The sequence below is a fragment of the Paracoccus ferrooxidans genome, assembly GCF_029909815.1.
GTDB lineage: Bacteria > Pseudomonadota > Alphaproteobacteria > Rhodobacterales > Rhodobacteraceae > Paracoccus > Paracoccus versutus.
Genome location: NZ_CP038201.1, coordinates 498,214 through 511,454, shown reverse-complemented (window position 1 = coordinate 511,454; position 13,241 = coordinate 498,214). Strand labels below are relative to the sequence as shown.

Here is a 13,241-nt window from a genome sequence, read left to right as displayed (position 1 = left end):
GCCGCGTCAGTCCGCCTCGGCCAGCAGCGGCAGGATGCTGCCGCGTTCCTTCAGGCAGCGCAGGGTGAAGATCGAGCGGGCGTTGCGGATCCCCGGCACCCGGTAAAGCTTGCGACGCAGGAATTCCTCGTATCCGCGGGTGCCGCTGACCGCGACCTTCAGCAGGTAGTCGTATTCACCGGTGGTCAGCCAGACCTCCTGCACCTCGGGGATGGCGGCCATGGCGCGGCCGAACTCCTCCAGCACCTTGTCGTCGTGCCGTTCCAGCGTGATCTCGATGATGACGGTTTCGGCGGCGCCCAGGCGGGACTGGTCCAGGAGGGCGCTGTAGCCCTTGATGACGCCCTCGGCCTCCAGCCGGCGGGTGCGTTGCCAGCAGGGGCTGGGCGACAGGCCGACCTTTTCGGCAAGCTGGCTGTTCGACAGCCGCCCGTCGCGACTCAGCGCCCGCAAGATCCTGAGGTCGATCGCGTCAAGCTGGCGCGTTGCAGAAGATCCGCTCATGTCCTACCGCTATTATCAGAAGAATCTTTTGCATTTTGGCTGATAGCTGAAAACAAAGAAAGAAGATTTTGCGGCGATCTGTGGCATCATCCCCTTGGGAGGAATGGGGTGGAACGCCAGTGCCGCATCGCCCGGATGCCCGTCATCCGCGGCGGCAGGGCCGGAACCCGGCCCGTTCCCCAAGGCAAAGGAGGTGCCGATGCAAAGGCCAGACCCGAATGACTATCCGCCGCTTGGCCTTGTGGTGCCCGAGCCAGAGGTGCGGCCCGGCGGCCAGCCGGATTTCTCGCATGTCGCGATCCCGCGCGCGGGCACGGTGCGCCGCCCGCCGGTCGACGTCGACCCCGAGGAGATCCGCGACCTGGCATTCACCATCATCCGCGTCCTGAACCGCGAGGGCCAGGCCGTCGGGCCCTGGGCCGAGGCGCTGGAGATCACCCCCGACGACCTGCTGATCGGACTGCGCCACATGATGACGCTGCGCATCTACGACGCGCGGATGCTGAACGCGCAGCGCCAGCAAAAGACCAGCTTCTACATGCAGCACCTGGGCGAAGAGGCGATTTCCTGCGGCTTCCAGCGCGCGCTGGCACCGGGCGACATGAACTTTCCGACCTATCGCCAGGCCGGGCTGCTGATCGCCGCCGGCTATCCGCTCAGCGCGATGATGAACCAGATCTTCTCGAACGCCGAGGATCCGATGCACGGCCGGCAATTGCCGGTCTGCTATTCCTCGCGCGAGCATGGCTTCTTCACCATCTCGGGCAACCTGGCCACGCAGTTCATCCAGGCGGTGGGCTGGGCCATGGCCTCGGCCATCTCGGGCGACCGCAAGATCTCGGCGGCCTGGATCGGCGACGGCTCGACGGCGGAAAGCGATTTCCACGCCGCGCTGGTCTTTGCCTCGACCTACAAGGCGCCGGTGATCCTGAACATCGTGAACAACCAATGGGCGATCTCGACATTCCAGGGGATTGCACGCGGAGGTTCAGGCACTTTCGCAGCGCGCGGGCATGGCTTCGGCATCCCCTCGCTGCGGGTGGACGGCAACGACTACCTTGCGGTGCTGGCGGTGGCGAAATGGGCGGCGGAACGCGCCCGGCGCAACCTGGGCCCGACGCTGATCGAATACGTCACCTATCGCGCCGGCGGGCATTCGACCTCGGACGATCCCTCGGCCTATCGCCCGGCCGAGGAAAGCACGGCTTGGCCGCTGGGCGACCCGGTCCTGCGGTTGAAAAACCACCTGATCGCGCTTGGCCATTGGAGCGACGAGCGCCACGCCCAGGCCGAGGCCGAGATCCTGGCCGAGATCACCGAACAGCAGAAGCGCGCCGAGGCCATCGGCACGCTGCATCACGGCCAGCACCCCAGCCCCGCCGACATGTTCGAGGATGTCTATGCCGAGATGCCGCCGCATCTTCTGAAGCAACGTCACGAGGCGGGGTTCTGACATGGCACGCATGACGATGATCGAGGCGATCCGCGACGCGCTGGACGTGGCGATGGGCGCCGACCCTTCCGTCGTGGTCTTCGGCGAGGACGTGGGCTATTTCGGCGGCGTCTTCCGCTGCACCGCCGGCTTGCAGGCGAAATACGGCAAGACCCGCTGCTTCGACACGCCGATCAACGAATCCGGCATCGTCGGCGCCGGGATCGGCATGGCGGCCTATGGGCTGAAGCCGGTGGTCGAGATCCAGTTCGCCGACTACATGTATCCCGCCTATGACCAGATCGTGTCCGAGGCGGCGCGGCTGCGCTATCGCTCGGCCGGGCAGTTCACCTGCCCGATGGTGGTGCGCATGCCCACCGGCGGCGGCATCTTCGGCGGCCAGACCCACAGCCAGTCGCCCGAGGCGCTGTTCACCCATGTCACGGGCCTCAAGACCGTGGTGCCTTCGAACCCGCGGGACGCCAAGGGGCTGCTGCTGGCCGCTATCGAAGACCCCGACCCGGTGATCTTCATGGAGCCGAAGCGGCTTTACAACGGCCCCTTCGACGGCCATCACGACCGCCCGGTCACGGCCTGGAAAAGCCATGAGCTGGGCGAGGTGCCCGAGGGGCATTACACCGTGCCCCTGGGCAAGGCGGTGCTGCGCCGCCAGGGCCGGGCGGCCACCGTGCTGACCTATGGCACCATGGTCCATGTCGCGCTGGCCGCGGTCGAGGAATCCGGCGTCGATGCCGAGGTGATCGACCTGCGCACCCTGCTGCCACTGGACATGGAAACCATCGTGGCCTCGGTCAACAAGACCGGCCGCTGCCTGGTGCTGCACGAGGCGACGCTGACCTCGGGCTATGGCGCGGAACTGGCGGCGCTGGTGCAGGCCGAGTGCTTCTGGCACCTGGAGGCGCCGATCCGGCGGGTGGCGGGCTGGGACACGCCCTATCCGCATACGCATGAATGGAGCTATTTCCCCGGCCCCGCACGGGTGGCCGAGGCATTGCGTCAACTGGTCGAGGTGGCCTGAGATGGGTATTCACGCAATCCGCATGCCGGACATCGGCGAAGGCATCGCCGAGGCCGAGATCTCCGAATGGCTGGTCAAGCCCGGCGATGTCCTGCGCGAGGACGACCCGATGGTCGCGGTCATGACCGACAAGGCGACGGTGGAAATCCCCTCGCCCGTCACCGGCACGGTGGTCTGGCAGGCGGGCCAGCCCGGCGACGTGATCGCCGTCGGCGCCGAGCTGATCCGGCTGGAGGTGGACGGCCCCGGCAATGTCGCGGCCGAGGCGGGCGCCGCAGCGCCGGCCGAGGGGTCGTCGCGGCAGGCCGAGACCGCGCCCCCCGATCCCGAACCCGCAGAGCCCAAGGCCGAGGCGCCGCCCAAGTCCGAACCCGAGCCCGAGGCGGAGCCGCCGACCCCGAAACCGGCGGCGAAAACCCTCGCGGCTGCGCCCTTGCGCCCCGAGGGCGAAAGGCCCATCGCCTCGCCCGCCGTGCGGGCACGGGCGCGCGAGGCGGGCGTTGACCTGCGGCTGGTGCGCGGCTCGGGTCCGGCCGGCCGGATCGGGCACGAGGACCTGGACGCCTTCATCGCCTCGGGCGGCATCCCGGCGCCCTCGGGCCCGCAACCCGACAGCGCGGTCGAGGAGATCCGCGTCATCGGGCTGCGCCGCAAGATCGCCGAGCGGATGGAGGCCGCAAACAGCATCCCCCAGATCACCATCGTCGAAGAGGTGGACGCCACCGCGCTGGAGGATCTGCGCGGCCGGATGAATGCGCAAGGCAAGGGGACGCGGCTGACGCTGCTGCCCTTCATCGCCCGCGCCATCGTGCGCGCCGTGCATGAACAGCCGCTGCTGAACGCGCATTACGATGCCCAGGCCGGGCTGATCCGCCGCTTCGGCGGGGTGCATCTGGGCATCGCGGCGCAGACGCCCCATGGCCTGATGGTGCCGGTGGTCCGCCATGCCGAGGCGCTGGACCTGCGCGCCACCGCCGCCGAGATCGCGCGGCTGGGCACGGCCGCCAAGGAGGGCACGGCAAAGCGCGACGAGCTTGCCGGCTCGACCATCACCATCACCTCGCTGGGGCCCCTGGGCGCCATCGCCTCGACCCCGATCCTGAACGTGCCCGAGGTCGCCATCGTCGGCGTCAACCGCCTGGCGGTGCGGCCGTTCTGGAACGGCGCCGCCTTCGAGCCGCGCAAGATGATGAACCTGTCGTGCAGCTTCGACCACCGGGTGATCGACGGCTGGGATGCCGCCGTCTTCGTGGCGCGGCTGAAAGAGCTGCTGGAAACCCCGGCGCTGATCTTCGTGGAGGGCTGAGCGATGCGCGAGATCCAATGCAGGCTGCTGGTGATCGGCGCCGGCCCCGGCGGCTATGTCTGCGCCATCCGAGCCGGGCAGCTGGGCGTCGACACGGTCGTGGTCGATGCCGAGCCGCCGGGGGGAACCTGCCTGAACGTGGGCTGCATCCCCTCGAAGGCGCTGATCCACGCGGCCGAGGAATTTCATCGGCTTGAACAGCTTTCCTCGACCCCTTCGATGGGGATCTCGGCCGGTCCGGCGCGGCTGGACCTGGGCGCGACCATGGCCTGGAAGAACGGCATCGTCGAGCGGCTGACCGGCGGCGTCGCCACGCTGCTGCGCAAGGCCAGGGTGCGGCTGGTGACGGGCCGGGCCAACATTCGCGACGGCAAGACCGTGCTGGTCGAGACGCCCGAGGGCCCGGTGCAGATCCGCACCGAGGTTCTGGTGATCGCCACCGGCTCGGAACCGATTGAGCTGCCCGCCCTGCCCTTTGGCGGCAAGGTCATCTCCTCGACCGACGCGCTGGCGCTGACCGAGGTGCCGGGGCGGCTGGCCGTGGTCGGAGGCGGCTATATCGGGCTGGAGCTGGGCATCGCCTATGCCAAGCTGGGCGCCGAGGTGACTGTGGTCGAGGCCGCGCCGCGCATCCTGCCGCAATACGATGCCGAACTGACCCGCCCGGTGGCGCAGCGCCTGACCCAGCTGGGCATCCGGCTGCTGACCGGGGCGCGGGCCGGCGGGCTGTCGGACAGCGGCGCGCTGCGCGTCGCCGGCGTGGACGGGGCCGAGGACATCCAGGCCGACAAGGTGCTGGTGACGGTGGGTCGCCGCCCGCGCGCGACCGCCGCAGGAGTGGCGGGGCTGCGGCTGGAGATGGCCGGCCCCTTCATCCGCATCGACGAGCGCTGCCGCACCTCGATGACCGGCGTGCTGGCCATCGGCGACGTGACCGGCGAGCCGATGCTGGCCCATCGCGCCATGGCCCAGGGCGAGATGGTGGCCGAGCTGGTCGCCGGCCAGCGCCGCGCCTGGGACAAGCGGGCGATCCCGGCGGTCTGCTTTACCGACCCCGAGATCGTCAGCGTCGGCATCTCCCCCGAGGAGGCCGCGGCCGAGGGGCGCGAGGTCGTGACCGGCCTGTTCCCCTTTGCCGCCAACGGCCGGGCGATGACGGCGGGCGACGAGGCGGGCTTCGTCCGCGTCACCGCCCGCCCCGACACGCATGAGGTGCTGGGCATCCAGGCGGTCGGCGCCGGCGTGGCCGAGATGGCCGGCGGCTTTGCCCTGGCGCTGGAGATGGGCGCGCGGCTGGAGGACATCGCCGGCACCATCCACGCCCACCCGACCCGCGGCGAGGCGCTGCACGAAGCCTGCCTGCGCGCGCTTGGCCACGCGCTGCATATCTGAAAGGGGCATTGATCGCCGCCCCGCGATGGCGCAAACCCGGCCCGCGCGGGGCAAGGGGCGGGGGATGGCTGTGGCAGGGACGGATTTGCGGGTCAGGCTGGCCCCGCCCTGGCTGGTGGCGGATCTGGGGCGGGTGCGGCGCGTGCTGTCCTTTGCCCCGCATCGCCCCGGCTTTCGCAGCGCGCGGCATATCCTGATCCGCCAGGTCCGCGATGCCGACCTGACCCCGGACCTGGACGCCATGGGCTGGCTGGGGGCCGAGATGGCGCGGATCGGCCATGCCGGCGACGTGGGCATGATGACCTCGCGCGGGTTGCACCATCACCGGCTGGCCCAGGCCGGGCCGGTGGCCTGCCTGGCCACCGTCGGCCTGGGCAATGCCGAGCGGGTCGGGCGACGCCGCATGGTTCCGTCCGGCAGCTATGGCACGATCAACATCGCCCTGCTGGTCGAGGACGGGCTGACCGATGCCGCCATGATCGAGGCGCTGAGCATCGTGGCCCAGGCCCGCACCGCCGCCGTCATCGCTGCCGGGATCGAGCTGCCGACCGGGCGCGCCACCGGCACCGGCACCGATTGCATCGCCGTGGCCTGCGATGCGGGCGGCACCGCCTTTGCCGGGCTGCACACCGCCCTGGGCGAGGCGATCGGCGCCGCAGTCCATGACGCGGTGCTGGCAGGCGCCCTGGCCTGGGTTGCCGAGCATGGCAGAGAGCCGGCCCGCGCAGCGCCGAGTTGCACGGGAGCATGAGTATTTGAAGAACGAAGAAGATGGGGCGACCTTACCCCACGAATTTTTTCTTGTGGGGTAGGTGCGGGGCGATTATCCTTGCCCCACAAGGAAGAAATTGTGGGGTAGTCTCGTGGCGCAGCATCTTTCGCCGGTGGCGGTGGTGGCCTGGACCGATCTGCTGCGGCATCTGAAGGATGCGGCGGTCAGCGAGCTGCGCGGCGTGCCGCGGCTGAAGAAGGTCGGGCAAAGGGCCTATTGGTATGACCATTTCCGCATCGGCGACCGCACCCTGGACCGCTATATCGGCGAGGATGGCGAGGAGCTGCGCGCGCGCCTGGACCGGCTGGAGGCCCTGCGCGAGGCCGAGAAGCAGAGCCAGCGCGAACGCTCGCGGCTGATGCGCATCCTGCGGGCCGAGGGTTGCCTGATGACCGACCGCGGCTCGGGGCAGGTGATCTCGGCCATGGCGCGGGCGGGGGTGTTCCGCCTGGGCGGCACGCTGGTCGGCACCCAGGCCTTCCGCTGCTACGAGGGCGAGCTGGGCGTGCGCATCGGCTTCGACCAGGCGGCGATGACCGACGACATCGACATCGCCAGTTTCGAGCGGCTGTCCCTGGTGCTGGGCGACCAGGTGATCGAGCCGCTGGCCGAGGTGTTTCGCGAGTTGCGCTTTGCCCCCCTGCCCTCGGTCGAGGGACAGCGGGTCTGGCGCTGGCGCCAGGGCGAGCAGCAGACGCTGGTCGAGTTCCTGACCCCCTGTTTCGACGGCACCGAGGGGTTGCGCGACCTGCCGGCGCTTGGCGTCTCGGCGCAGAGCCTGCATTACCTGAACTTCCTGATCGCCCAGCCGATCCGGGTGCCGCTGCTTTACCGCGCCGGCTTCCTGATCCAGGTGCCGCGCCCCGAACGCTATGCCATCCACAAGCTGATCGTCGCCGACCGGCGGCGCGACGGGCCCGATACGCTGAAGGCGCGCAAGGACCGGGCGCAGGCCGAGTTCCTGATCGAGGTGCTGGCCGAAGAGCGCCCCGACGAGCTGCGCGACGCCTATGAGACGGCGATGGCGCAGGGCCCGTCCTGGCGCGGGCGGCTGGCCGCGACGCTGGCGCGGATGCCGGATCTGCGCAAGCGGCTGGCGGCGCTTTAGCCGGGGCGGAAATCGGCGGGCTTGATGCCGTGGCGCGCCAGCTTGTCGTAGAAGGTCTTGCGCGGCAGGCGCAGCCGCGCCATCGCCTGGGTGGCGTTTCCTTGCGCGAGCCGCAGCGCCTCGCGGATCAGTTCGGCCTCGTATTCCGCGATCAGCTCCGACAGGCCCGGCGCCTCGCCGCCTTCGGCCGGCGGATCGAAGGGGGTCAGCCCCAGCGCATGGCTTTCGGCGAATTGCCGCAATTCGCGCAGGTTGCCGGGCCAGCCATGGCCGGCCAGCCGGGCCTTGACCGCGCCGGTGACCGGCGCCACCGGCAGGTCCAGCCGCGCCGCCGCCGCGAGCAGGAAATGCCGGAACAATTCGGGGATGTCCTCGCGCCGCTCGGCCAGCGGCGGCAGGGTCAGGACGGCGCCCGACAGCCGATAGTAAAGGTCGCTGCGAAAGCGCCCCTCGCGCATCAGCCGTTCCAGGTCGGCGCGGCTGGAGGCGATGACGCGCAGGTCCAGCGGGCGCGGCGCGGCGCTGCCGGGGGGCTGGATCTCGCGCGCCTCGATCAGCGCCAGCAGGCGGGCCTGCAGCGTGGGCGCGAGCGCGTCGATCTCGTCGAGGTAGAGCGTGCCGCGATGGGCGGCCTCGAGCCGGCCCGGCGCGCGCGGGCCGCGGCCCTGCGGCTCGGCGCCCAGCATCTCGGCCTCGAAGCGCGGCTCGTCCAGCGCGGCGCAGGCGACAGGAACGAAGGCGCGGGCGAGGCGCGGGCTCTGGCGGTGGATGGCGCGGGCCACGGTCTCCTTGCCCGAGCCGCCGGGGCCCAGGACCAGCACGTCGCCCCCCGCCTCGGCCAGCCGCGCCACGGTCTCGCGCAGGTGCTGCATGACCGGGCTTTGCCCGATCAGCCGGGTTTCGCGCGCGGCGCTGTCCTGTTGCCGGCGGCGCAGGGCGCGGTTTTCCAGCACCAGGGCCCGGCTGGAGGCCGCCCGCGCCAGCGCCGCCGCCAGCGTGCCGCCACCGACCGGCTTGGTCAGGAAATCGTAGACCCCCTGCTTCAGCGCCGCGACCGCCATCGGCACGTCGCCGTGCCCGGTCAGCAGGATCACCGGCAGGTCGGGATCGAGCGCATGGATGCGCTGGAACAGCTGGAACCCGTCCATGCCGGGCATGCGCACGTCCGACAGCACCACGCCGGGCCAGTCGGGGCCAAGGCCGGCCAGCGCCTCGGCCGCATCGGTGAAGGCTTCGGCGCGAAAACCCGCCAGGTGCAGCGCCTGCAGCTGCGCCTCGAGCAGGTCGGGGTCGTCATCGACAAGGCGGACAAGGGGCGCGTCGGTCATGCGGCTTTCGGCAGGTTGAGGTGGAAGATGGCACCCTGCCCTTCGCGCTGCGGCCCGGCCGTGAGGCTGCCGCCGAAATCCCGCGCGATCTCTTGCGAGATCACCAGGCCCAGGCCCAGCCCCTCGGGCTTGCTGGTGGCGAAGGGGGTGAAAAGCTGGGCGGCGATCTGCGGCGACAGCCCCGGCCCGTTGTCCGAGATGCTGAGCCGCAGCACCGGCCCGTCGTCCTGCAGCGCGATGCGGATCTCCGGGTCGGGCCGGCCCTCCAGCGCCTCTTGCGCGTTCTGGATCAGGTTGACCAGCACCTGTTCCAGCCGCACGGTCTCGGCCATGACCCGCAGACCGGGCGGGATCTGGGGCAGGACCAGGCGGATGTCCTGCGCCCGCCGCCGGCTGGCGGTCAGCAGCAGCGCCGCATCCAGCGCATCCTTGAGCGCAACCGGACCCAGCTCGCCCGTGGCCTTGCGGGCAAAGCCGCGCAGCTCGGTGGTGATCTGGGCGATGCGGTCGGTCATGCGCGAGATCTGCGACAGGTTGCGATCCAGGTCGGCGGCCAGGTCGGGGGCCAGGTCGGGCGCGTCCGGCGGCAGCATCTGCCGGCCGTTCTCGGCCAAAAGGCGGATGGTGGCCAGCGGCGTGTTCACCTCATGCGCGACGCCGGCGGTGATCTGGCCCAGCGTCGCCAGCTTGTTGGCCTGCACCATCTCGCCCTGCAACTGCGCCAGCCGCTGTTCGGCCGCGCGGCGTTCGCGCATCTCGGCGGTCAGGTCGCGGGTGCGTTCCTCGACCGCGCGTTCCAGGTCGGCGCGATAGCGGCGCTCGGCCTCGGCGCGGCGGGCGGCGCGGGTGCGGGCGCGTGCGGCGGAAACCCCGCCGGCCAGCAGCAGCGTGAACAGGAAGCCGACGGTGCCCGCCGCCAGCAGCGCCGCCCGCACCGCCTCGGCCGAGGGCGCCCGGACCCACAGCACCCAGCCCGCGCCCGGCACCGCGCGCCGGGCCGAGACCTGCCCGGCCGGGATCGGCGGCAGCGGCGCAAAGCGCAACTGCGGCGCGCTGGACAGGATCACCTGCCCGGCCGCGTCCGTGACCAGCGTGGTCTCGGCCGCCTGTGCCCAGCCCTGCTCCATCGCGTCGAATTCCACCTTCACCACGATGACGCCCAGGGGCTCGCCCATCTGCGGCACGTCGTGGGACAGGTAGAGCCCCGGCCGCCGGCTGACGGTGCCAAGCGCGAATTGCGTCGCCTCGCCGCGAAGCAGCGCCTCGCTGAAATAGCTGCGAAAGCTGTAGTCCGAGCCGACGAAACTGTCGGGATCGTGCCAGTTCGAGGCGGCGATGGCGACGCCGTCGCGATCGAGCAGATAGATCACCGCGCTGCTGGTCTGCTCCTGCAACCGTTCCAGCTTTTGCGACACGCGCGAGACATTGGCCGGCGACGGCTCGGCCAGTGCCTGCAGCACGGCGGCATCGTCGGACAGGACCGTGGCCACGGCGCGCTGCTTGGCCAGCACGCTTTCCAGCGTCTGCACCCGGCTTTGCGCGCTGATCTCCAGCCGCTCGGTCAGGGCGCGGGCGGCATTGCCATGGGCCAGCCGAAAGGCCAGCGCCAAGGCCGCCAGCATGGCCAGCGCCACGGTCGCCGCGACCAGCAGCCGCCACAGCATCGGGCCGGGCCTTGCGCCTTGCGAATCGGTTGTGGCGGCCATGCTTCCCCTGGCGGACGGATGTTGTGCGGGTTTCCACACTAGCAGATCCGCCCTGTGTGGAAAACCACACGGATTTGCCCGGCCGCTGGCGACAAAAAGCCATGATTACAACGCATTGCTGTCATGCGCCCGGTTTTTTGGCGCCAGGGCCCGCGAATTTATCATGGCGGTCACATCACCGTCATACGCAGGTTGGAGGAGGCCCCATGCACATCGACACCACGGCCGCGCCGGTCGCTCACGCACCGCGGCCCTTTTACAGACATCTCTATTTCCAGGTTCTGTGCGCCATCGCCGCCGGCGCGCTGATCGGGCATTTCTATCCCGAAACGGGCGAAGCGCTGAAGCCCCTGGGCGACGCCTTCATCAAGCTGGTCAAGATGATCATCGCCCCGGTCATCTTCCTGACCATCGTCACCGGCCTTGCCGGCATGGGCACGCTGAAGGGCGTGGGCTCGGTCGTCGGCAAGGCCTTCGGCTATTTCCTGACCTTCTCGACCCTGGCGCTGATCGTCGGGCTGATCACCGCCAACGTCATCCGCCCCGGCGCCGGCATGAACATCGACCCGGCGACGCTGGATGCCAGCAAGGTCGCGGACTATGCCGCCAAGGCGCATGACTCCTCGCTGACCGGCTTTGTCATGGACATCATCCCGTCCACGATGACCTCGGCCTTCGTCGAGGGCAACATCCTGCAGGTCCTGTTCATCGCCATCCTGTTCGGCATCGGCCTGATCCTGATCGGCGACAAGGGCAAGCCGGTCGTGGCGCTGTTCGAGGCGATCAGCCACGCCGTCTTCCGCATGGTCGACATCCTGATGAAGGCCGCGCCCATTGGTGCCTTCGGGGCCTTCGCCTTTACCATCGGCAAATACGGCATCGCCTCGGTGGTGAACCTGGCGACGCTGGTCGGCACCTTCTACCTGACCTCGGCGCTGTTCGTCGTCGTGATCCTGGGCACGGTCTGCATGCTCAACGGCTTTTCCATCTTCCGGCTGATCTCCTATCTCAAGGCCGAGATCCTGCTGGTGCTGGGCACCTCCTCCTCGGAATCGGCGCTGCCCTCGCTGATGGAGAAGATGGAGAAGGCCGGCTGCAAGCGCTCCGTCGTCGGGCTGGTCGTGCCCACCGGCTACAGCTTCAACCTGGACGGCACCAACATCTACATGACGCTGGCGGCGCTGTTCATCGCCCAGGCGACGAATACCGACCTGACGCTGCAACAGCAGATCCTGCTGCTGCTGGTCGCCATGCTGTCGTCGAAGGGCGCGGCGGGCGTCACCGGGGCGGGCTTCATCACCCTGGCCGCCACGCTGTCGGTGGTGCCGACCGTGCCGGTCGCCGGCATGGCGCTGATCCTGGGCGTGGACCGCTTCATGTCGGAATGCCGCTCGATCACCAATTTCATCGGCAATGCGGTGGCCACCGTGGTCGTCAGCCGCTGGGAAGGCGCGCTGGACCGCGAACAGTTCGACCGCGTGCTGGCCGGCGAGGCGGGGGGCCAGGTCGCCCCGATCCACGACCTGCACGGCGCCCCTGCCGGGCTGCGCCTGAACGAGGCCAGCGCCGACTGACCCGCCGCGACTGCAACAAGGGGCGCCCCGCCGCGGGCGCCTTTTTCCGTTCAGGGCGGCGGCGCCGTCGTCTCGCGCAGCATCAGCCGCGGCGCCAGCAGGGTCACGGCCGGGATCTCGCGCCCGGCGATGCGGTCCAGGATGATCCGCGCCGCCTTGCGGCCGATCTCGCGCTTGGGCTGGCGGATGGTGGTCAGCGCCGGCGACAGGTGCGAGACCAGCTCGATGTCGTCGAAGCCGACGATGGACAGGTCGCGCGGCACATGATGCCCGGCGCGCTGAAGCCCGGACATGAAGGCGCAGGCCATCTCGTCGGAAAAGGCAAAGATCCCGGTCGGCCGGTCGGCCGGTGCCAGCGCCTGCCAGGCCAGCGCCGCCTGCTGCCCGGATTGCATGGTGAAGTCGCCGGGAAACTCGGTGATCCGCGCCCCGCCCGCGGCCTCATGCGCGCCTTGCCGGCGCGCCTTGTGCAGCACGTTGCCGGGCGGGCCGCCGATCACGCCGATATGGGCGTGGCCAAGCGCGCGCAGATGCGCCACGGCCAGCCGCCCGCCCTCGCGATTGTCCAGCATCACGCGGGGCAGGTCCGCGCCCTCGATCCATTCGCAGGCGGTGACGACCGGCGGCAGGTCCGCCCGCCCCGCCAGGTCGCCAAAGGGCGCCAGCCCGTCCAGCAGGATGATCCCGTCCGCGCGCGAGGGGTCCAGGAAACGGTCCAGCCGGGTGTGGCGGCCGCTGTCCTCCAGCGTGTCGGCGACCAGCAGGTCATAGCCGGCAGCGGCCAGTTCGCGCCCCATCCCGTCCAGGATCTTGGCAAAGAAGGGATTGCCCAGGTTCGGCACCAGCGCCACCACGCAGCCGGTCCGCTGCTTGCGCAGGTTCCGCGCGGCGTGGTTCATGCGATAGCCGGTCTCGGCCACGGCCTGCATCACCGCCTCGCGCGTGGCCTTGGCCACCACCGCCGGATTGGACAGCACCCGGCTGACGGTCGAGGCCGACACGCCCGCGCGCCTTGCGACATCCGACAATCTGGCCCGTCCGGGCGGGATCTGGCTTTCCATCGCCAAAGGTTACGCGCCC

The 13,241-nt window shown here is 70.1% G+C and carries 11 protein-coding genes; 7 read left to right on the top strand and 4 right to left on the bottom strand.

Going from position 1 to position 13,241, the window contains the following annotated elements; translation table 11 throughout:
- Nucleotides 1-6 precede the first annotated feature (6 nt).
- The gene (locus tag E3U26_RS15585) at nucleotides 7-504 is read right to left on the bottom strand and encodes an Lrp/AsnC family transcriptional regulator (RefSeq protein ID WP_036755259.1); all 498 of its coding nucleotides are present in this window, start codon (nucleotides 502-504) and stop codon (nucleotides 7-9) included.
- 199 nt (nucleotides 505-703) lie between these two features.
- Between E3U26_RS15585 and E3U26_RS15580 the strand changes: the two genes are divergently transcribed.
- The 6 genes from E3U26_RS15580 (at nucleotide 704) to E3U26_RS15555 (ending at nucleotide 7,553) form a co-directional block, all read left to right on the top strand.
- Nucleotides 704-1,957: a 3-methyl-2-oxobutanoate dehydrogenase (2-methylpropanoyl-transferring) subunit alpha gene (locus E3U26_RS15580; protein WP_140848616.1), complete on the top strand. Its 1,254-nt coding sequence runs from the start codon at nucleotides 704-706 to the stop codon at nucleotides 1,955-1,957.
- Between the two features lies 1 nt (nucleotide 1,958).
- Nucleotides 1,959-2,975 carry an alpha-ketoacid dehydrogenase subunit beta gene (locus tag E3U26_RS15575; protein WP_036755264.1) on the top strand — a complete coding sequence of 339 codons (1,017 nt, stop codon included), beginning with the start codon at nucleotides 1,959-1,961 and terminating at the stop codon, nucleotides 2,973-2,975.
- Between the two features lies 1 nt (nucleotide 2,976).
- Nucleotides 2,977-4,281, top strand: a complete 1,305-nt coding sequence (locus E3U26_RS15570) for a dihydrolipoamide acetyltransferase family protein (protein ID WP_214274679.1) — start codon at nucleotides 2,977-2,979, stop codon at nucleotides 4,279-4,281.
- Nucleotides 4,282-4,284: 3 nt separating this feature from the next.
- Nucleotides 4,285-5,673, top strand: a complete 1,389-nt coding sequence (gene lpdA / locus E3U26_RS15565) for a dihydrolipoyl dehydrogenase (protein ID WP_036755268.1) — start codon at nucleotides 4,285-4,287, stop codon at nucleotides 5,671-5,673.
- 64 nt (nucleotides 5,674-5,737) lie between these two features.
- A complete protein-coding gene (locus tag E3U26_RS15560) occupies nucleotides 5,738-6,424 on the top strand; it encodes an adenosylcobinamide amidohydrolase (protein ID WP_499105919.1) in 687 nt (228 codons plus the stop codon).
- Between the two features lie 112 nt (nucleotides 6,425-6,536).
- Entirely contained in the window at nucleotides 6,537-7,553 is a 1,017-nt protein-coding gene (locus E3U26_RS15555; RefSeq protein ID WP_499105918.1) for a nucleotidyltransferase family protein, read from the top strand.
- Here E3U26_RS15555 and E3U26_RS15550 read toward each other — a convergent pair.
- Both E3U26_RS15550 and E3U26_RS15545 read right to left on the bottom strand, forming a co-directional pair.
- Nucleotides 7,550-8,881 carry a sigma-54-dependent transcriptional regulator gene (locus tag E3U26_RS15550; protein ID WP_499105917.1) on the bottom strand — a complete coding sequence of 444 codons (1,332 nt, stop codon included), beginning with the start codon at nucleotides 8,879-8,881 and terminating at the stop codon, nucleotides 7,550-7,552. The genes E3U26_RS15555 and E3U26_RS15550 overlap by 4 nt on opposite strands.
- Entirely contained in the window at nucleotides 8,878-10,587 is a 1,710-nt protein-coding gene (locus E3U26_RS15545; protein WP_499105916.1) for a sensor histidine kinase, read from the bottom strand. Before E3U26_RS15545 ends, E3U26_RS15550 begins: the two co-directional genes overlap by 4 nt.
- Nucleotides 10,588-10,793: 206 nt before the next feature.
- Here E3U26_RS15545 and E3U26_RS15540 point away from each other — a divergent pair, with 206 nt between their 5' ends.
- Nucleotides 10,794-12,161, top strand: coding sequence for a dicarboxylate/amino acid:cation symporter (locus tag E3U26_RS15540; protein WP_072462650.1), 1,368 nt, complete (start codon nucleotides 10,794-10,796; stop codon nucleotides 12,159-12,161).
- A 50-nt stretch (nucleotides 12,162-12,211) separates the two neighbouring features.
- Here the strand turns inward: E3U26_RS15540 and E3U26_RS15535 are convergent, their stop codons facing one another.
- Nucleotides 12,212-13,222: a LacI family DNA-binding transcriptional regulator gene (locus E3U26_RS15535; RefSeq protein ID WP_499105915.1), complete on the bottom strand. Its 1,011-nt coding sequence runs from the start codon at nucleotides 13,220-13,222 to the stop codon at nucleotides 12,212-12,214.
- Between the last annotated feature and the right edge of the window lie 19 nt (nucleotides 13,223-13,241).